Source organism: Actinokineospora lacus, from assembly GCF_053813445.1.
Genome location: NZ_JBQERA010000002.1, coordinates 525,111 through 542,888, shown reverse-complemented (window position 1 = coordinate 542,888; position 17,778 = coordinate 525,111). Strand labels below are relative to the sequence as shown.

The 17,778-nt window shown below is 73.6% G+C and carries 16 protein-coding genes; 9 read left to right on the top strand and 7 right to left on the bottom strand.

The genetic code is table 11. The features are described from left to right. Nucleotides 1–4: 4 nt before the first annotated feature. The 3 genes from ACTG9Q_RS06870 to ACTG9Q_RS06860 are packed head-to-tail and all read right to left on the bottom strand — an operon-like array spanning nucleotide 5 to nucleotide 3,392. Nucleotides 5–769, bottom strand: a complete 765-nt coding sequence (locus tag ACTG9Q_RS06870) for a succinate dehydrogenase/fumarate reductase iron-sulfur subunit (protein WP_455571766.1) — start codon at nucleotides 767–769, stop codon at nucleotides 5–7. Continuing rightward, nucleotides 766–2,685, bottom strand: a complete 1,920-nt coding sequence (locus tag ACTG9Q_RS06865) for a fumarate reductase/succinate dehydrogenase flavoprotein subunit (RefSeq protein WP_455571765.1) — start codon at nucleotides 2,683–2,685, stop codon at nucleotides 766–768. The genes ACTG9Q_RS06870 and ACTG9Q_RS06865 overlap by 4 nt, the downstream gene beginning before the upstream one ends. After that, nucleotides 2,685–3,392 (bottom strand): succinate dehydrogenase cytochrome b subunit, encoded by a 708-nt coding sequence (locus tag ACTG9Q_RS06860; RefSeq protein ID WP_455571764.1) that lies wholly within the window; start codon nucleotides 3,390–3,392, stop codon nucleotides 2,685–2,687. Before ACTG9Q_RS06860 ends, ACTG9Q_RS06865 begins: the two co-directional genes overlap by 1 nt. Nucleotides 3,393–3,463: 71 nt before the next feature. Between ACTG9Q_RS06860 and ACTG9Q_RS06855 the strand changes: the two genes are divergently transcribed. Further along, nucleotides 3,464–4,378 carry a LysR family transcriptional regulator gene (locus tag ACTG9Q_RS06855; protein WP_455571763.1) on the top strand — a complete coding sequence of 305 codons (915 nt, stop codon included), beginning with the start codon at nucleotides 3,464–3,466 and terminating at the stop codon, nucleotides 4,376–4,378. On the opposite strand, the gene ACTG9Q_RS06850 is transcribed toward ACTG9Q_RS06855, so the two are convergent. Together ACTG9Q_RS06850 and ACTG9Q_RS06845 are read right to left on the bottom strand one after the other, a co-directional pair. After that, nucleotides 4,375–4,509: a hypothetical protein gene (locus tag ACTG9Q_RS06850; RefSeq protein ID WP_455571762.1), complete on the bottom strand. Its 135-nt coding sequence runs from the start codon at nucleotides 4,507–4,509 to the stop codon at nucleotides 4,375–4,377. The genes ACTG9Q_RS06855 and ACTG9Q_RS06850 overlap by 4 nt on opposite strands. Nucleotides 4,510–4,556: 47 nt before the next feature. Continuing rightward, nucleotides 4,557–5,588, bottom strand: coding sequence for a methionine synthase (locus ACTG9Q_RS06845; RefSeq protein ID WP_455571761.1), 1,032 nt, complete (start codon nucleotides 5,586–5,588; stop codon nucleotides 4,557–4,559). 65 nt (nucleotides 5,589–5,653) lie between these two features. On the opposite strand from ACTG9Q_RS06845, the gene ACTG9Q_RS06840 reads away from it, so the two are divergent. The 8 genes from ACTG9Q_RS06840 to ACTG9Q_RS06805 all read left to right on the top strand — a co-directional run bounded on the left by ACTG9Q_RS06840 (nucleotide 5,654) and on the right by ACTG9Q_RS06805 (nucleotide 13,063). Next, nucleotides 5,654–6,538, top strand: coding sequence for a serine/threonine dehydratase (locus ACTG9Q_RS06840; protein WP_455572029.1), 885 nt, complete (start codon nucleotides 5,654–5,656; stop codon nucleotides 6,536–6,538). A gap of 176 nt (nucleotides 6,539–6,714) precedes the next feature. Beyond that, nucleotides 6,715–8,187 carry a GMC oxidoreductase gene (locus ACTG9Q_RS06835; RefSeq protein ID WP_455571760.1) on the top strand — a complete coding sequence of 491 codons (1,473 nt, stop codon included), beginning with the start codon at nucleotides 6,715–6,717 and terminating at the stop codon, nucleotides 8,185–8,187. 17 nt (nucleotides 8,188–8,204) lie between these two features. Next, nucleotides 8,205–9,470: an aminotransferase class III-fold pyridoxal phosphate-dependent enzyme gene (locus ACTG9Q_RS06830; protein WP_455571759.1), complete on the top strand. Its 1,266-nt coding sequence runs from the start codon at nucleotides 8,205–8,207 to the stop codon at nucleotides 9,468–9,470. After that, the gene (gene cysC / locus ACTG9Q_RS06825; RefSeq protein WP_455571758.1) at nucleotides 9,467–9,997 is read left to right on the top strand and encodes an adenylyl-sulfate kinase; all 531 of its coding nucleotides are present in this window, start codon (nucleotides 9,467–9,469) and stop codon (nucleotides 9,995–9,997) included. The genes ACTG9Q_RS06830 and cysC overlap by 4 nt, the downstream gene beginning before the upstream one ends. Before the next feature lie 10 nt (nucleotides 9,998–10,007). Continuing rightward, nucleotides 10,008–10,919 (top strand): sulfotransferase family protein, encoded by a 912-nt coding sequence (locus ACTG9Q_RS06820; RefSeq protein WP_455571757.1) that lies wholly within the window; start codon nucleotides 10,008–10,010, stop codon nucleotides 10,917–10,919. Continuing rightward, nucleotides 10,916–12,166 (top strand): MFS transporter, encoded by a 1,251-nt coding sequence (locus tag ACTG9Q_RS06815; protein ID WP_455571756.1) that lies wholly within the window; start codon nucleotides 10,916–10,918, stop codon nucleotides 12,164–12,166. The genes ACTG9Q_RS06820 and ACTG9Q_RS06815 overlap by 4 nt, the downstream gene beginning before the upstream one ends. A 16-nt stretch (nucleotides 12,167–12,182) precedes the next feature. Then, nucleotides 12,183–12,515: a hypothetical protein gene (locus ACTG9Q_RS06810; RefSeq protein ID WP_455571755.1), complete on the top strand. Its 333-nt coding sequence runs from the start codon at nucleotides 12,183–12,185 to the stop codon at nucleotides 12,513–12,515. A gap of 32 nt (nucleotides 12,516–12,547) precedes the next feature. Next, nucleotides 12,548–13,063 carry a helix-turn-helix domain-containing protein gene (locus ACTG9Q_RS06805; protein WP_455571754.1) on the top strand — a complete coding sequence of 172 codons (516 nt, stop codon included), beginning with the start codon at nucleotides 12,548–12,550 and terminating at the stop codon, nucleotides 13,061–13,063. Between the two features lie 204 nt (nucleotides 13,064–13,267). Here the strand turns inward: ACTG9Q_RS06805 and ACTG9Q_RS06800 are convergent, their stop codons facing one another. Both ACTG9Q_RS06800 and ACTG9Q_RS06795 read right to left on the bottom strand, forming a co-directional pair. Further along, the gene (locus ACTG9Q_RS06800) at nucleotides 13,268–15,049 is read right to left on the bottom strand and encodes an AMP-dependent synthetase/ligase (RefSeq protein WP_455571753.1); all 1,782 of its coding nucleotides are present in this window, start codon (nucleotides 15,047–15,049) and stop codon (nucleotides 13,268–13,270) included. A gap of 87 nt (nucleotides 15,050–15,136) precedes the next feature. Continuing rightward, nucleotides 15,137–17,734, bottom strand: a complete 2,598-nt coding sequence (locus ACTG9Q_RS06795) for a CHAT domain-containing protein (RefSeq protein ID WP_455571752.1) — start codon at nucleotides 17,732–17,734, stop codon at nucleotides 15,137–15,139. Nucleotides 17,735–17,778: the final 44 nt, after the last annotated feature.

Sequence of the window (17,778 nt, the reverse complement as noted above, 5' to 3'; positions counted from 1 at the left end):
CACGCTACGCCCGGCCACCGACAGAGTCGGGGTTCATCGCCGCGACCAGCACGTCGCGGTTGAGGGCGGCGATGACGTCGAGCGGGATTTCCTTGGGGCACACCGCCGTGCACTCCCCCGCCTGGGTGCAGCCGCCGAAGCCGAGGTCGTCGTGGGTCTCGAGCATGTCGAGGGCGCGGGTGTGGCGCTCGGTCCGTCCAGGTGGGAGCGCGGCGAGGTGGGCGGTCTTGGCTGCGGTGAACAGCATCGCCGATCCGTTGGGACAGGCCGCGACGCACGCCCCGCAGCCGATGCAGGCGGCGGCGGTGAAGGCGGCGTCGGCGTCGGGTTTGGCGACCGGGACGGCGTGGGCGTCGGGGGCGGCTCCGGCGTGGACGCCGACGTGCCCGCCCGCCTCGATGACCCGGTCGAGCGCGGAGCGGTCCACGACGAGGTCCCGGATGACCGGGAAGGGGCGGGCGCGCCAGGGTTCGACGGTGATCGGGTGTTTGGGGTCGAACTCGCGCATGTGGAGCTGACAGGTGGTCGTGGCCTTCTGGGGTCCGTGCGCCACGCCGTCGATCATCACGCCGCACATGCCACAGATGCCTTCACGGCAGTCGTGGTCGAAGGCGACGGGTTCGTCCCCGTCGAGGGTCAGGCGCTCGTTGAGGACGTCGAGCATCTCCAGGAACGACATGTCCGGGGTGACGCCGTCGACGGTGTACTCCACGAGCCGTCCCCGGGTGTCCGGGCCGGACTGCCGCCACACGCGGACGGTGTACTTCACCGGTAGCTCCTTTCAGTGGGGCGGGCGGCGGTGAACTCCAGGTGCTCGCGGTGCAGGACCGGTTCGCCGTCGGTGTGCTCCCAGGCGGCGACGTAGGCGAAGGCGTCGTCGTCGCGGCGGGCCTCGCCGTCGGGGGTCTGGCTCTCGGTGCGGAAGTGGCCGCCGCAGGACTCGGTGCGGTGCAGGGCGTCGCGGCACATCAGCTCGGCCAGTTCGAGGAAGTCCGCGACGCGGCCCGCGTGTTCGAGGGCCTGGTTGAGCGCGCCGCCGGAGCCGGTCACCTTGACCCGCCGCCAGAACTGGGCGCGCAGGTCGGGGATGCGCTTGAGGGCGTCGCGCAGGCCCTCCGCCGAGCGTTCCATGCCGCAGTGGTCCCACATGAGCCTGCCGAGTTCGCGGTGGAAGGACTCCGGGGTGCGGTCGCCGTCCACGGCCAGCAGCGCGGCGATGCCCGCGTGGACGTTGTCCTCGGCCTCCTCCACGGCGTCGCGGTCGACCGCACCGAAGGGACCGTCGGCCAGGTAGTCGCCGATGACGGCCGGGAGGACGAAGTAGCCGTCGGCCAGGCCCTGCATGAGCGCGCTGGCGCCGAGGCGGTTGGCGCCGTGGTCGGAGAAGTTGGCCTCCCCGATGACGAACAGGCCGGGGATGGTCGCGCGGAGGTCGTAGTCCACCCACAGGCCGCCCATCGTGTAGTGCACGGCGGGGTAGATGCGCATGGGGACCTGGTAGGGGTCCTCGGCGGTGATCCGCTGGTACATCTCGAACAGGTTCCCGTAGCGCGCGGAGACGGCGTCGCGGCCAAGGCGGTCGATGGCGTCGGCGAAGTCGAGGTACACGCCCCGCCCGCCCGGTCCGACGCCGCCGCCCGCGTCGCAGACGGCCTTGGTCGCGCGGGAGGCGATGTCGCGGGGGACGAGGTTGCCGAAGCGCGGGTAGCGGCGTTCGAGGAAGTAGTCGCGCTCGGCCTCGGGGATCTCACCCGGCGCGCGCGGGTCGCCCAGGGTGGCGGGCACCCAGACGCGGCCGTCGTTGCGCAGGGACTCCGACATCAGGGTCAGCTTGGACTGGTGCTCGCCGCCGACCGGGATGCACGTCGGGTGGATCTGGGTGAAGCACGGGTTGGCGAGCCAGGCGCCGCGCCGGTGCGCGCGCCAGATGGCGGTGGTGTTGCAGCCCTTGGCGTTGGTGGAGAGGTGGAAGACGTTGCCGTAGCCGCCGGTGGCGAGCACGACCGCGTCGGCGGTGTGGGTGGTGATCTCCCCGGTGACCAGGTCGCGGACGACGACGCCGCGCGCCCGTCCGTCCGAGACGACCAGGTCCAGCATCTCCGTGCGCGGGTGGCTGTGGACGGTGCCCGCGTGGATCTGCCGCGCAAGCGCTTGATAGGCGCCCAAAAGAAGCTGCTGGCCGGTCTGGCCACGGGCGTAGAAGGTGCGCGAGACCTGGGCGCCGCCGAAGGAGCGCGTGTCCAGGAGCCCGCCGTACTCGCGGGCGAATGGGACGCCTTGGGCCACGCAGTGGTCGATGATGGCGCCGCTGACCTCGGCGAGCCGGTACACATTGGACTCCCGCGCGCGGAAGTCGCCACCCTTGATGGTGTCGTGGAACAGGCGCTGGACGCTGTCACCGTCGCCCGCGTAGTTCTTCGCCGCGTTGATCCCGCCTTGGGCGGCGACGCTGTGCGCGCGCCGCGGGCTGTCCTGGTAGCAGAAGGACAGGACGCGGTAGCCCAGCTCCGCCAGCGTCGCCGCGGCGGAGGCGCCCGCCAGCCCGGTGCCGACCACGGCGACGGTCATGCGGCGGCGGTTGGCGGGACTGACCAGGCGGGCGCTCAGGCGCCTGCGCTCCCAGCGGGTCTCCAGCGGGCCGTCCGGGGCGCGGGTGTCCCGCAGCGGCGTGCCCTCGGTGTACATCAGTGGATCACTCCCAGGAGGACGGCGTAGGGCACCGACAGGAACCCGACGGTGACGGCCGCGGCGACGCCCAGCGCGGCGGTGTGGGCCAGGGCCGTGCGGCGCGCGCCGAGGCTGCGCAGCGCGCTCCACATGCCGTGGCGGATGTGGAAGCCGAGCGCCACGACGGCGAGGGTGTAGGCGGCCACGACGTACCAGCGGCCGAACCCGGCCACGACGCTGGCGTGGATCTCGCCGGGGACGCCGTGCGGGTTCAGCACGCCGACGGTCAGGTCGAGGATGTGGTAGACGACGAACAGCGCGATGATCACCCCGCCCCAGCGCAGCGTGCGGGCGGCGTACCCGCCCTGCACGCGCGGGCGGTGGGCGTAGCCGACCGGGCGGGCGCGGCGGGCCCGGCGGGCGAGCTGGACCGCGGCGGTCATGTGCAGCACGACGGCGGCCAGCAGGACGGTCCGCGCCACCCAGAGGAAGCCGCCGTGGCCGAGGACCGGGTCCAGGAACTCCCGCAGGAACCGGCCGTAGCCGTCAAGGGACTCGGGGCCGACGAACGCCTTGAGGTTGGACAGCATGTGGGCGACGACGTAGAGCAGCAACACGATCCCGGTGACAGCCATCACAGCTTTCTTGCCGACCGTGGTGGACCACAGCCGGACAAGCGGAATCCGTTGGCGCACCGGGGTTTCCGGCGCCGCGGTGACGGGCATACCACCACGCTAAGCCGATCGGTGACGAGTCGTCCAATACATGAATCGGTTCGAGTCGATAGCGTGGGACTATGACGCTGCAACAGCTCGCGTACTTCCTGGCCGTGGCCGAGACCCGCAACTTCACCCGGGCGGCGCGGCGGTCGCACGTGGCGCAGCCCTCACTGAGCAAGCAGATCCAGGCGCTGGAGTCGGAGCTGGGCTCGCCGCTGTTCACCCGCGGCCGGTCCGGGGTCACCCTGACCCCGGCGGGCGAGGCGCTGCTGCCGATCGCCAAGCGCATCTCCTCCGACGTGGACTCCGCGCGGCTGGAGGTGGCCGAGCTGGCCGGGCTGCGGCGCGGGCGCATCCGCCTCGGCGCCACCCCGAGCGTGTGCGTCGGCGTGCTGGCCGACGTGCTGCGCCGCTTCCACGACGCGCACCCCGGCGTGCGGCTGCTGGTGGAGGAGAGCGGGTCGCGGGACCTGACCGCCGCGCTGGTCGCCGGTGACCTCGACCTGGCCCTGGTCATCGTGCCGCCGCAGGGCGTGGACCCGACGCTGCGCGCGACCCCGGTGCTGCACGAGGACCTGGTGGTCGCCGCCGCGACGCCGCTGCCCGCCCGGGTCCGCCTCGCCGACCTGCGCGAGCACCCCGTGGTGATGTACCGGCAGGGCTACGACCTGCGCGAGACCACCCTGCAGGCGTGCCGGGCGGCCGGGTTCGAGCCCCGGCTGGCGGTGGAGGGCGGGGAGATGGACGCGGTGCTGCGGTTCGTGGAGGCGGGCCTCGGCGTGGCCGTCGTGCCCAGCCTGGTGCTGGCCGACCGGCCCCGCCTGCACTCCGCCCCGCTGGTCTCCCCCGCCCTGCGGCGCACCGTCGCCCTCGCCCACCGCAGCGACGCCCCGCCGACGACGGCCGCCCGCGCGTTCCGCTCGGTCCTGCACGCCCACCTGGACCACCTCGTCGCCACCGCCGCCCTCCCGCCGGGGGTCACCCTCGCTTAGCCCGCGCCCCACACCTGGATCTTCACCAGCTCCGGCGTCGCGGCGGGCGGCGGCGAGTCCGTGACCACCTTGCCCAGGGCGTCGAGCCCCTTCAGCGCCTTGGCCGCGACGGGGTCGCCAAAGAGGTTCACGCGAGCGCACTCCTGTGCCGTTGGTACCCCGGCCCGATGTGGCAGGGCTACCAGGACTCGGGTGGCTCCACGAACGCCTTGCCGACCTCGCGGACCAGGGTCATGGCCCGGCGCGCCCAGCCCGTGCTGGCCCCCGCCAGGCCACAGGACGGGGTGGGCACCGCGCGCTCGGCGAGCGTCGCCCGCGGGAAGCCGAGGTGGTCGGTCAGCGTGAGCGCGGGGGCGGCGGCCTCGCGCAGGGTCGGCAGGCGGGCGGGGTCGGTGCCGGGCAGGACGCCGAGGAACAGCACCGCGCCGGACTCCCACGCCTCGCCGATCTCGTCGTACAGCGAGGCGTTGAAGGGGATGTCGGCGTCGAAGGCGATGGCGTCGGCGCCCGCGGAGCGCAGGAACGCCACCGGGGGGCGGTCGGCGCAGCAGTGCACGAGCACCGGCTGCCCGCTGGCCGCGCGGGCGGCATCGATCACCGTGGACAGCACGTCGCGGGCCTCCGGCTCGGCGACGGCGGACACGGTGCCGAAACCCGAGGGCGTCGGCACGGCCCCGGCGAGGACGGTGGGCAGCCCCGGCTCGTCGAGCTGGACCACCACCGGCGCCCCGATCCGCCGCCGCACCTCGGCGACGTGCAGCGCGATGCCCTCCACGAGCGAGGCGGTCATGTCCCGCAGCGCGCCCTTGTCGGTGAGCACCTTGTGCCCGCGGGGCAGCTCGATCCCCGACGACAGCGTCCACGGCCCGGTCACCTGGACCTTGACCACCGGCGGCTCGGCCCCCGTGCGCCCCACGACCTCCTCGATCGCGTCGAGGTCGCGGCGCAGCAGGTCCACCGCGCGCCGGTGGTCGCCGCCGGGCCGGGGCACGATCCGGTACCCCGAGGGCACCAGCTCCACGGCGATGTCGACCAGCAGCCCCGCGGTCCGCCCCAGCACGTCGGCGCCGAGGCCCCGCGCGGGCAGCTCCGGCAGGTGCGGGAACTCCGGCAGCTCGCCGAAGACGACGGCCGCGGCCTCAACCGACTCGTGCCCAGGCAGCGACCCGATACCGGTCGCGGCCCCGGGCGCCCAGGGTGCGGTGCTCATGGCCGCAGTGTGGCCGATCACGCGGTGCGGGCCGGGTCGGGGGTCTCGTCATTAGCATGGCGGTCATGGACCTGGCCGACGTCACCGAAGCGGCGGAGCGGATCGCGCCGCACATCCGCAGGACCCCGCTCCTGCGGGCCGAAGTGGACGGCAGGCCGGTCGTGTTCAAGCTCGAGCACCTCCAGCGCACCGGCTCGTTCAAGCTCCGGGGCGCGCTCAACGCGCTCAGCTCCGGCCCGAGGGCCGAGCATGTGGTGACCGCGTCCGGGGGCAACCACGGGGTCGCCGTGGCCACGGCCGCCCGGCTGCTGGGGCTGCCCGCCACCGTCTACCTCCCGGAGACGGCGCCCGCCGCCAAGGCGCGCCGGATCGAGGCGGCCGGGGCGAAGCTGGTGCGGGTGGGCCGGGCCTACGCCGAGGCGAACGTCGCCGCGCGCGCCGAGGCCGCCGGGTCCGGCGCCCGCTACGTCTCCGCCTACGACGACCCCCTGGTCATCGCGGGCCAGGGCACCTGCGCGGCCGAGGCCGTCGCCGACGCCCCGGACATCGACGTCTTCCTGGTCGCCGTCGGCGGGGGCGGGCTGGGCGCGGGCACGGTGCTCGGCGGTCAGCGCCCGGTGGTCGCGGTGGAGCCGGAGGGCTGCTGCGCCTTCCACCACGCGGTGAAGGCCGGTGCCCCGGTGGACTCCCCGGTCGAGTCGGTCTCGGCCTCGGCGCTGGGCGCCACCCGCGTCGGCGCGCTGCCGTTCCGGGTCATGGCAGGCGTCCGCTCGGAGCTGGTCACCGACGCGGCCACCCTCGCCGCCCGCGACCGGCTGTGGGAGGAGTTCCGGCTGGCGGTGGAGCCCGCCGCCGCCGTCCCCTTCGCCGCCTGGCTGGCGGGCCGCGCCGACGGCCTCGCGTGCGTCGTGCTGTGCGGGGCGAACTCCGACTGGACACCGACGGTATAGGCCGCTGCGCCGATCGGGCGACATTGTTCACGCGCCGTCCATCCCACGGCACCAATGCCTCTCCCTGCGCAGTCACTCCTTGGGCAATACGTGTGGTCCTCTTGATTCGATTGGACAGTGTCATCAAGGGCTCATAACATGAAATTCGACGACCAAATTGGGGGGGTCGACGATTAGTGGATTACTTCGATATCTGCGTGGTGGGGAGCGGCGCGAGCGGTGCCGTCGCGGCGGCCGAATTCGTCAAAGCCGGATCACGTGTGCTGCTGCTCGAAGAAGCGTCCGGGGACCGCCCCCGGCGAATGGACGACGTCGAACCGAATTGGCCGAGAGCGGTGCTGGCCGACGGCGCCACCGGCAGACCGTGGTCCGGGCGGGCGTTCGGCGGGGGCACCGCGTTCTACGCCGGAATAGCCTTCCGCTACCGCCTCGTCGACTTCGACGCCCGCGAGCACGTCGCGGACGACGCGCTCGACCCCCGCTGGCCCATCGGCTACGACGACCTGCGCCCGTTCTACGACGAAGTGGAGCGTCGCGTCGGGATCGCCCGCTGCGACGGCGGCGACCCGCTCGCCCCGCCGAGCCCGCCGCCGGTCATGCCGCGGCACCCGTACAGCCTGGCGGGCGGGCTGATCGCCGACGCGGGGCACACCCTGGGCCTGCGCCCCTTCCCCACCCCGCTGGCGGTCAACTCCCGCCCGTACGCGGGCAGACCGCGGTGCGCGCACATGACCCCCTGCAACGAGTACCGCTGTCCCATCGGCGCCCGCGCCGACGCCGCGACGGTGTTCCTCACCGGCCTGGGCGAGAACCTCACCATCGCGCTGAACAGCCGGGCCCTGCGGGTCGAGCTGGCGGGCCCGGACCGCGCGGGCTGGGTGCAGTGGCTCGACCTGCGAACCAGGACCCGGCACCGCACCCGCGTCGGGCGGGTGGTCCTCGCGGCCAACGCGGTGCAGTCCTCCGCGCTGCTGCTGCGATCGGCGCAGCAGTGGGCGCCGCGCGGGCTGGGAAACCGGCACGACATGGTCGGCAGGGGCCTGTCGTTCAAGGTCAGCGGCTCGGTTCAGGCCCGGCTCCCGGTGCCGCGCAACCAGGTCAGCCCCCTGACCGGTCCACACTCGACGGTCGCGCTGTCGGACTACTACCTCGCCCCCGACAGTCCCGGCGGCCTCGGTGGGCAGATCTACGAGAACAGCCCGGAGTCCCGCGCGGTCGTCGACGGACGGCTGCCGGTGCGCTTGCACTTCGTCGCGGGCGACCAGCCGATGCGCGGCAACCGGGTCCTCCTGGCAGGCAGCCTCGACGAGTTCGGCGTCCCCCGGGTGGCCATCGACTACACCACCCACCCGCTGGACGCGGAACGCCTGCACTACCTGGAGAAGCGCTCGACAGAAGTGCTCGTCGCCGCGGGGGCGGAGGCGGTGGCGGCCGAGAAGTCGTTCTACGAGCGGGGAAGCCGCCACCTGCAGGGCGGCGCCCGCGCTGGGGACGACCCGCGCGAGTCCGTGGTCGACCGCGACGGGCGGGTGCACGACCTGGCCAACGTCCACGTCGTCGACGGCTCGTACTTCCCTTTCGCGGGCGGAGTGAATCCGACCCTCACAATTCAGGCGAACGCGCTGCGGATTTCCCGCACACTGATCTAGGCAAACAAAGGACGGCAATGGCACCGACCATGCTCGAACGCGCCCGAAAAGTGACCACGACTCACAATTCGGAGGTTCATCCCCGATTCCCCTTTGTCCTCCACCGCGCCGATGGGGCGCACATGTGGGACGCTGACGGAAAGCGCTATATCGATTTCACGTCGTGCAGCGGCGCCGCCCCGCTCGGCGCGGGCCACAAAGGGGTGCTCGACCGCACGGTGACCGCGCTCCACGAGACCGGCGGAATCGTCGCGGGCCCGCTGTCGACCGCCCGCGTCGAGCTGGCCGAGCGGCTGTGCGAGATCTTCCCCGACGCCGACCGCGCCCTGTTCTTCCGCACCGGCTCCTGCGCCACCACCGCCGCGGTCCGCCTCGCCCGGGTGCACTCCGGCCGCCGCCGGGTCCTCACCAGCGGTTTCCACGGCTGGCACGACTGGCACCTGCAGTACCGCCCGCACCTGGCCCTGCCCGACCGCGACCCGGACACCGCCGACTTCGGCTACGACCTCGACCTGCTGGCCGGTGCCGCCCGCGCGGGCGACGTCGCCGCGGTGATCATCACCCCGGAGGTCAACTTCTTCCCCCACGAGTACGCCCGCGAGGTCGAGAGGACCGCCCGCGCCCACGGCGCGCTGCTGATCGTCGACGAGGTGATGACCGGCTTCCGCTACGCCCCCGGCGGGTACGCCGCGGCGGCGGGCACGCACCCGGACCTCATCACCGTCAGCAAGGGCCTGGCCAACGGCACCGCCCTGTCCGCGGTCCTGGGCCGCGACGAGGTCATGCGCGCCCAGGAGGCGACCTACGTCGGCAACACCTACCAGCGCGAGGTGACCCCGTTCGCCGCCGCCCTGGCCACCCTCGACGCCTACCGCGACGAGTCCCCGGCCCAGCGCGTCGACCAGGTCGGCGCCGCGCTGATGGCCGGGCTCAACGAGCTGTTCGCCGAGCTGGGCGTGCCCGCGTGGTGCTTCGCCGTGCCCGCCATGTTCGACATGGTTTTCGCCGACCCCGCCGAGGGCACCCGGTTCTGTGCCGAGATGTGGCAGCGCGGCTACCTCATGCAGTACGGCGGCCGGTTCCTGCCGTCGGCGGCCAACTCCGCGGACGACGTCCGCGAGGCCCTGGCCGCCGCCCGGGAGTGCCTGCGCCCGGGCGAGGGCAGGCCCGAGGCGCCGTCGGGGCTGGCCGGGTTCGCCGGGGAGAACTTCGCCGCGACCGCCGCGACGGTCGCCCGGTGGTCCACTCGCTCGTCTGCCCGCTCGGTTGGGGGTGCGCGGTGACCGCGACGCTGTGGCTGACCGGGCTGCCCAGCGCGGGCAAGAGCACCCTGGCGGGCGCGCTGGCCGCGGGCCTGCGCGCGGCGGGCAGGCCGTGCGAGGTCCTCGACGGCGACGTCCTGCGCCAGCACCTGGCCCAGGACCTGGGCTACACCCGCGCCGACCGCGACGCCAACGTGCGCAGGGTCGGCTGGGTGGCGCGGCTGCTGGCGGCCAACGGCGTGCTGGCCATCGCCGCGGTGATCGCCCCGTACCGCGCGGCCCGCGACGCCGTGCGCGACTACCACGGCGTCGCGGGAATCCGCTTCGTCGAGGTGCACGTGTCCACCCCGCTGCGGGTGTGCCGCGAGCGCGACGTCAAGGGCCTCTACGCCCGCGCCGACCGCGGCGAGATCACCGGCCTGACCGGGCACGACGACCCCTACGAGCCGCCGCTGGCCCCGGAACTGCGGGTGGACACCAGCACCGAACCCCTCGACCACAGCGTGGCCCGGCTGCTGAGCGCGCTGGACGCGACGGTCTCCGCCTGAGAGGACACCCATGTTGACTTCCGATCCCGTGCTGCTCGGCGGGGAGAACCGCTCGGGGACCACCCTGTTCAGCGTGGTCCTGGACTCCCACCCGGACCTGGTCGTCGGGCCCGAGCTGGACTTCGTCGAACCGCCGGACCTGGGCCCGCACATCATCGAGGCGTGCGGGCTGCTGCTGGCGGGCGACGAGCGCGTGCTCGGTCCGGGCACCGACACCGCCGACCCGTTCTGGTACCACGGCGCGCACTTCGTCAAGCAGTGCGAGCGCTTCGGCGTCGGGCCGGAGGAGTTGCGGTCCCTGGTGGCGAAGGTGGCCGCCGAGTGCGGCTCCGAGCTGGTCACGCTCGCGGACCGGTGCAGGCTGGTCGAGGTCATCGGCGAGCACCGGCGCGCGGCCACCGGGGCGAAGCGCTGGGGGATCAAGCTCCAGCGCAAGATCGCCAGGGTGGACGAGTTCGCCGCGATCTGGCCGCGGGCGCGGTTCGTCCACATCATCCGCGACGGCCGCGACGTCGCCGCGTCCCACCTGACCACGGTGACCTGGGGCTACCGTCAGGTGGCGGAGGCGGCCACCGGGTGGCTGGAGGTCGTCGGCCGTCCACACCGGATCGCCCCGGCGGGGCGCTACCTGGAGTTCCGCTACGAGGACCTGGTCAGCGCCCCGGAGCCGACGCTGCGCCGGGTGGTGGAGTTCCTCGGCCTGCCGTGGCGCCCGGAGGTGCTCGACCACGCCTCGCTCACCCACTCGCTGTTCCACAAGCCGTGGGGCCACCCGGCGGCGGAGGCGGCCCGCAACCCGCTGTACGACAACCGGATCAGCCGCTACCGCCGCGACCTGAGCGAGACGCAGATCGCCGAGTTCGAGCGCATCGCCGGGGCCGAGCTGGCCCGGGTCGGCTACCCGGTCGGCAGGCCGAGGTGACCCAGGCGGAGTTCCTGCTCCCGCTGCGCCGCAACCGCTCCTTCGTGCTGCTGTGGTCGGGGCAGAGCGTGTCGCTGGTCGGCTCGCAGGTGACCGTGGTCGCCCTGCCGCTGGTCGCCGCGCTCTCCCTGGGGGCGGGCGCGTGGGAGATGGGGGTGCTGGCCGCGTGCAGCCGGGCGCCGTACCTGGTCTTCGGCCTGCCCGCCGGGGTCTGGGTCGACCGGCTGCCGCGGCGGCGGGTGCTCATGACGTGCGTGCTCGGCCAGGCCGCCGTGCTGGGCCTGGTGCCCGCGGCGGCCGGGCTGGACGTGCTGACGCTGCCGCTGCTGTTCGGGGTCGCCTTCGCCGCGGGCGCGCTGGCGGTCTTCGCCGACATCGCCTCGCTGGCCCTGGTGCCGATGGTGGTGCCGCGCGCGCAGCTCACCAACGGCCAGGGGGCGCTGGAGGCCAGCGCGTCGGGCTCGCAGATCGCGGGCCCGGCGCTGTCGGGCTGGCTGGTGCAGGCGCTGACCGCCCCGGTGGCGATCCTGGCCGACGCGCTGAGCTTCCTGGTCTCGGCGGTGACCCTGTCCGGCATCCGGGTCGAGGAGCGCCCCCGGGACACGGGGGCCGCGCCGTCGATGCTCCGCCAGATCGCCGCGGGCGGGCGGGCGGTGTTCGGTCCGCCGATCCTGCGCTACGTCACGCTGTGCACGGCCACGCACATCTTCTTCTTCAACGCCTTCCTGGCCGTGCTGGTGCTGTACCTGGCCCGCGACCTCGGCCTGTCGCCAGGGCTCCTCGGCCTGACCCTGTCCGCCGGGGCCGTCGGCGGCCTCCTCGGCTCGGTGCTGGCCAGCCGGATCGGCCGCCGCTTCGGGCTGGGCCCGACGATGACCGCGGCCATCACCCTCGCCGGGCTGGGCTCGCTGCCGATCGTCCTCGCCGACGACGCGTCGGGCCGCTCCATCGCCCTCGTCGTGGGCTCGCAGATCCTGCTGTGGTTCGCCTTGCAGGTCTACAACGTGCACCAGGTGCCGGTCCGCTACGCCCTCACCGAGGAGTCCATGCACGGCCGGGTCAACGCCACCATCCGCACAACGGTGTGGGGAACGGCCCCGATCGGCGCCTTGGCGGGCGGCGCGGTGGGCGACCTCGTCGGCATGCGCGCCGCCCTCCTCGTCGGCGGGATCGGGGCGGCCCTCGCCTCGCTGTGGCTGATCGCCACCAGGGTCAGCGCGGTCCGCGACCTGCCTGCGCGTGAATAGTGGTGTTGAGGAGGGCATGCTGGTGGACATGCGGCCGCACACGTTGCTCGCGCTCATCGTCGCCGCGGCACTGCCGGCGGCGACCGCCCTGGTCTCCCCACCCCTGCTCCCCTGGGCACTGCCCGTCCTCCCGGTCCTGGCCTGGCTGCTGAACCACACCCGCTGGACCAGCCTGGTCCGGCTGCGCGCCATCCAGGCCGCCGCCGCGGGCCAGACCGTCGCGGTGGCCGCCGTCCTCCTCAAGGCCCCCCTCCCGCTGGCAATCCCCGGCGTGGCCCTGTTCGCCCTCGCCGCGATCGCCACCGGGTACGGGGTGGTGAAGTTCCCAGCCAGAACCGAGCCCCGCTAGCGGGGCGATAGTGAATTCCCTATCATGGTGGCATGGGTGCCAACGGCAGCGAGACGGCCGCCAACCTCGTGGCGTCGGCGCGGGAGCGGCGAGACCTGTCCCAGCGTGAGCTGGCGCGCGCCGCAGGGGTGCCGCAGTCGACGGTGTCGATGATCGAGTCGGGGAAGCAGCAGCCCTCGGTCGCCATGCTCGAACGCCTGCTCGCAGCCGCGGGTTTCACGCTCAACACCCGTCTGGTCAACGCGGTGGCGCCGTCGGTTCTCTTGGCGCGGCACCGCGAGCGGGTCAAGGCGACGATCGCTGAGTACCCGGTGGCCGATGTCTGGGTTTTCGGCTCGATCGCCCGCGGCGACGACCACGCGGGCTCCGACGTGGATCTGCTCGTCGAACTCAAACCCGGAGCGACCGTGGTCGACATCCTCGGACTCGACGAGGCCCTGGCCGCACTCCTCGGCTGCCCCGTGGACGTCGTGACGACCTCGGAGATCGCGGCGAACCACCTACTCCGCCGCGGCGTGAACCGACACCGTCGCCCCCTAGCGGCCTGACACGCGCCACTTGTCAGCCGGACGGTCGGGCACGCCTGTCATTGCTGGACGCGATCTGACTGCACGGCAACAGCCGTCCGACTTTGTCCTCTCAGCCAGTGCAGGAACATTCCCTCAGCGGCCCCAAGGCACGTAGTGGTGCGGTCGTGCGCCAAATCGACGCCTCCGGTGGCGATCGCTCAACCGCGATCGCCACCGGGGGGGTCAGAGGTTGATGGTGGCTGGGCTGGGGGACTCGGCGTAGAGGTCGTCGATCTCGTGGGCGTACTTGCGGGCGATGGGCTTGCGGCGGAGTTTCAGCGTGGGGGTGAGTTCGTCGCCGCCGGGTTCCCAGGTGGCGCTGAGGATGTGGAAGCGCTTGATCTGTTCGATGCGGGAGAGGCGGGCGTTGCCGTCGCGGACGGCGGTGGAGACGAGGTCGCGGACCTGGTCGTGCTCGGCGATGGCGCTGGGGGCGGCGGTGATTCCGAAGCGGGCGGCCAGGCCCGCGGCGGCGTCGGCGTCCAGGACGATCAGGGCGGTGATGTAGGGGCGGTCGTCGCCGATGGCCACCACCTGGCCGATGACCGAGCTCGCCGCCTTGATGGCGTTCTCGATGTTGGTCGGGGACATGTTCTTGCCCGACGAGCTGATGATCAGCTCCTTCTTGCGGTCCACAATAGACACGTACCCGTCGGCGTCGATCACGCCGATGTCGCCGGTGTGCACCCAGCCGTCCATGTCCACGGTCTCGGCGGTGCGCTGGGGGTCGCCGCGGTAGCCGCGCATGTTGGAGGGGGAGCGGATCAGGAGTTCGCCGTCGTCGGCGAGGACGACCTCGGTCGCGTGGACCGCGGTGCCGACCGAGCCGAGCCTGACCTGGCCGGGGCGGCACGACGTGCCCATGCCCGCGGTCTCGGACATGCCCCACACCTCGTACACCGGCACGCCGAGACCCCAGAAGAACTCCATCGTCTCCACGGGGATGGCCGCCGCGCCGGAGACCGGCACCCGGCACTCGTCCAGGCCGAGCTTGTGGCGCAGCTTGGCCAGCACCAGCTTCTCGGCCAGCTTGTGCTGCAGGCCGAGCAGCGCGGGCACCGGCTTGTTCGCCTGCTCCAGCTTGACCTTGCGGATACCGGTCTGGATCGCCCACGTTGCGATCTTGCGCTTCTTCTCCGGCTCCTGCTCCAGCGCGCTGTCGATGGCGAGCTTCATCTTCTGCCAGACGCGCGGCACGCCGAAGAAGACGTGCGGGTGGCAGTCGGCCAGCCCGGCAGCCACCTGCCTCGGGTCGGCCACCGAGGTCACGACGCTGCCGAACAGGATCGAGCAGTAGTGCGCGACCACCCGGTCGGCGATGTGCGCCGACGGCAGGAACGACAGCACCCGGTCGGCGTGGCGGATCTCGAAGGAGTGCCGCAGCGCGTCGGACACGGCGAGGATGTTGCGGTGGGTCAGCTCGACACCCTTGGGCGGGCCGGTGGTGCCGGAGGTGTAGATGATCGTCGCCAGGTCCTCGGGGTCGACCGCGCGCCAGGCGGCGTCGAAGTCGAAGTCCGCGTCGCCGGACTCCTCCAGCTCCCGCAGCGACATCGTCCCCTCGACGCCCGCCTCCACGCAGATGACCGTGGCCTCGACCCCGGAGGCGCGGACCGTGGGCAGGAACTGCTCCTCGGTGATCACGACGCTGGTGCCCGCGTTGGCGAAGACGTACGCCAGTTGCTCGGCGGCAAGGGTGTTGTACACGCTGAACGGCACCGCGCCCAGGTGCAGCACACCCGCGTCGGCCACGTGGAACTCCGGGCGGTTGGTCAGCATCAGCCCGACGGTGTCGCCCCGGCCGACGCCGAGCTTCGCCAGCCCGGCGGCGACCGCGCGCGCCCGCTCGGCGTAGTCCCGCCACCGCAGCGACACGGTGTCACCCGGGGTGCGTAGCGCCACCAGGTCGGGATTGCGACCTGCGATGTCCTGGAACGCCGCGCACAGGGTCTCGGGAGAGCTCATCACGCGCCTCTCGGTGGGGTGGGTTTAGACACAGTGGCGTGATCGTAGGTACCGCTCCCGCGCGTGTCTACGGGCCATCCGCCTGGTTCATCCCGATCCGAGGCACACGAACGGCCGCCGGTACGGGTCCACCGCCACCGACTCGGCCAGAGCGCGGGCAGGCGACAGGCCCGAACGCAGGCGCTGGTGGTAGTCCACCATCGCCGTCGCCGCGGCCTCGTCCCCCACCCGGCTGGTGGCCGCGACGACCGTGCGCACCCCCGCGGCCAGCAGCGCGCCCGCGTACCCCAGCGCCTCGTCACCCGGGCGCACGTAGCTCAGCGCCAGCTCGCACGCCGCCAGCACCACCTGCCGGGGCGGGCGCTGGAGACGGGCCACCTCGTAGGCGAACAGCGGGCCATCGGCGAGGTCGAGCTGGGAGAACAGCGCGTTGGTCGACTCGTGCTCCCCGTGCGCGGCCACGTGGGCCAGCGACGCACCGTCCAATGCGGACAGCACCTCGGCCACCGTCGCCGCGGGCCCCTCCAGGTCGACCGCGTCCGGGTAGATGCCGCGCAGCGACGTGCCCTCGACGACGCGGCCGGTCAGGTTGGGCCCGCGGGCCAGCAGCACCGGCCCGTCCGGGCCGGGTGGCGCGGTCGCGGCGGTGTGCCACGCGGTCGCCGACGGCGCCACGACCACCGGGCGCCCGACCAGCGACGGCAGGCTGCCCCACTGCACCGCGTACAGCTCCCCCGTCGGCACCACGACCAGGTCGCGGTCGCCGATCACCGGCAGCAGCGGGTGCACCAGCAACTCGTCCAGCGTGCCCGCGCTGCGCACCGCGCAGTCGCGCACCACCGCGGCGATCGGCGGCGGCAGCACGTCCGGGGCCAGCGCGTTGAGGTCGTTGTACAGCCGCGCCGCCCACTCAGCGGCCCGCGCCATCGAGCCGAGCCGCACCATCCGCACCGACCCGCCCGCCACGACGACGGCCACCAGGTCCCCGCCGGAGGAGGCGAACTCCACCAGCGCGGCGGAGCCCAGCGCCTCGGCGACGGTGTCCAGGGTGGCGACCGGCTTCGGCCTGCCCCACTGGCTGGCGTACCAGCCCATCCGCGCGACCTCGCGCTCCAGCGCGGCGGCCTGCTTCTCCAGCGGGGCCACCGCCCGCCCGGCCAGCCGGGCCAGCTGCGCCTCCCGCCGCGAGCGGCGCAGCTCGGCGGCCTTCTGGGCGATCCCCGGGTCGTCGATCTCCGGCAGCGGCTCGTAGCGGTACACCTGCGCGCGGGTGCGCTCCAGCCAGCCGAACAGCGTCCTCGGCTGCCCGCCCAGCACCAGCCGCACCGCCAGCTCCCCGAGCTGGCGCCCGTGCACCGCCGTGCCGCACACCAGGTCCAGACCACCCATGCGGTCACGCGCGGAGCCCAGCTCGGTCAGCCCGGCGCGCGCCTGGGCCAGCGCCCCCCTGCGGTTGGCGTCGGCGACGGCCAGCTCGGCCCGGCACAGCCGCAGCAGCATCCGGTGGTCGACCGGGGTGGTCGGCCGCGGGCGGGGCACCTGGGCCAGCATCGAGCGCGCCGCCTCCCGGTCGCCGCGGCGCAGCTCCAGGCGCACCGCGAGCATCAGCGCCAGCGCGGTCTCGTCCACCAGGCCCAGCCCGCGCAGCTCCTCGGCCAGCTTCACCGCCACCGCGGGCAGCGAGGCGGGCACGCGCCCGGCGGTGAGCGCGGTCGCGGTCTCCGCGCGCAGCCCGGCCAGCGCCGCCACCGCGGCCCAGCGCTGGTTGCCGCGCCGGATGAACCGCCGCTCCGCCGAGCGGGCCCACTTGCGGGCGTCGCGGACGCGGTCGTCGAGCAGCGCCGAGGCGGCCAGGGTCACCTCGACCTCGGCGGCGTCCTGCCCGGCGCGCTGCTTGCGCAGCATCGGCAGGGCGTCGGCCAGGTGCCGGGCGGCCTCCTGGGGCAGACCCGCGGCGAGCAGCGCCCTGGCCTGGTCCAGCCGCACGACGGGCAGCAGGCTGGGCGCGCGGACCAGGCACTCCTGCGCCACCCGCTCGAAATCGCGCAGCGCCGTGGGCAGGTCACCGGTCATGTAGGCGATGTAGCCGATGTTGTGGCGGGCCTTGATGCCGACCGGGTTGAGGTCGTAGCGCTCGGCGAGGTCGACGCTGCGGCGCAGCTCGGCCACCGCGCCCGCGGTGTCGGCCCGCTCGATGAACACCAGGCTGCGGTTGACGTGCAGCCCGGCCAGCACGTCCGGGTCGCCGACGCCCATCGACAGCCCGGTCTCCAGGTCCCGCACCGCGGAATCCAGCAGGCGCATCCCCTCGCCGCCGCGCCCGGCCCGGATCAGCAGGAAGCCGCGCTGCTGGGCGACCAGGCCCCGCAGTTCCAGCAGGCGCGGCCCCTCCGGGATCAGCTTCAGCAGCTCCGCCGCCGCGTCCAGCGCCCCGAGCCCGCGGCCCGCGCCCTCGCTGTCGGAGTACGCCAGGCTGACCAGGACCTGCACGCGCATCGCGGTCAGCTCGGCGTCACCGGTGTGGTCGACGGCGTCGAGGGCGCTCAGCGCCGCCCGCAGCGCCGAGCGCGCGTCGGCGAACCGGTAGGCGTAGAGGGCCTGCCGCGCCTGCCGCTGGAAACGCCCGGCCCGACGGAGCACCCGGTCACGGACCGGGCCCCGTCGGGACTCGGGGATGCTCGACACAGATCATTACATTACGGACTGTGCCGGTGTCTGGGGAGGCGGCG

Bases quoted from the DNA above. Each gene is read 5' to 3' on its own strand.
- ACTG9Q_RS06800 (WP_455571753.1), bottom strand. From the start codon at position 15,049: ATGAGCTCTCCCGAGACCCTGTGCGCGGCGTTCCAGGACATCGCAGGT.
- ACTG9Q_RS06860 (WP_455571764.1), bottom strand. From the start codon at position 3,392: ATGCCCGTCACCGCGGCGCCGGAAACCCCGGTGCGCCAACGGATTCCG.
- ACTG9Q_RS06840 (WP_455572029.1), top strand. From the start codon at position 5,654: ATGGACCTGGCCGACGTCACCGAAGCGGCGGAGCGGATCGCGCCGCAC.
- ACTG9Q_RS06805 (WP_455571754.1), top strand. From the start codon at position 12,548: ATGGGTGCCAACGGCAGCGAGACGGCCGCCAACCTCGTGGCGTCGGCG.
- ACTG9Q_RS06810 (WP_455571755.1), top strand. From the start codon at position 12,183: ATGCTGGTGGACATGCGGCCGCACACGTTGCTCGCGCTCATCGTCGCC.
- ACTG9Q_RS06845 (WP_455571761.1), bottom strand. From the start codon at position 5,588: ATGAGCACCGCACCCTGGGCGCCCGGGGCCGCGACCGGTATCGGGTCG.
- ACTG9Q_RS06830 (WP_455571759.1), top strand. From the start codon at position 8,205: ATGGCACCGACCATGCTCGAACGCGCCCGAAAAGTGACCACGACTCAC.
- ACTG9Q_RS06855 (WP_455571763.1), top strand. From the start codon at position 3,464: ATGACGCTGCAACAGCTCGCGTACTTCCTGGCCGTGGCCGAGACCCGC.
- ACTG9Q_RS06865 (WP_455571765.1), bottom strand. From the start codon at position 2,685: ATGTACACCGAGGGCACGCCGCTGCGGGACACCCGCGCCCCGGACGGC.
- ACTG9Q_RS06820 (WP_455571757.1), top strand. From the start codon at position 10,008: ATGTTGACTTCCGATCCCGTGCTGCTCGGCGGGGAGAACCGCTCGGGG.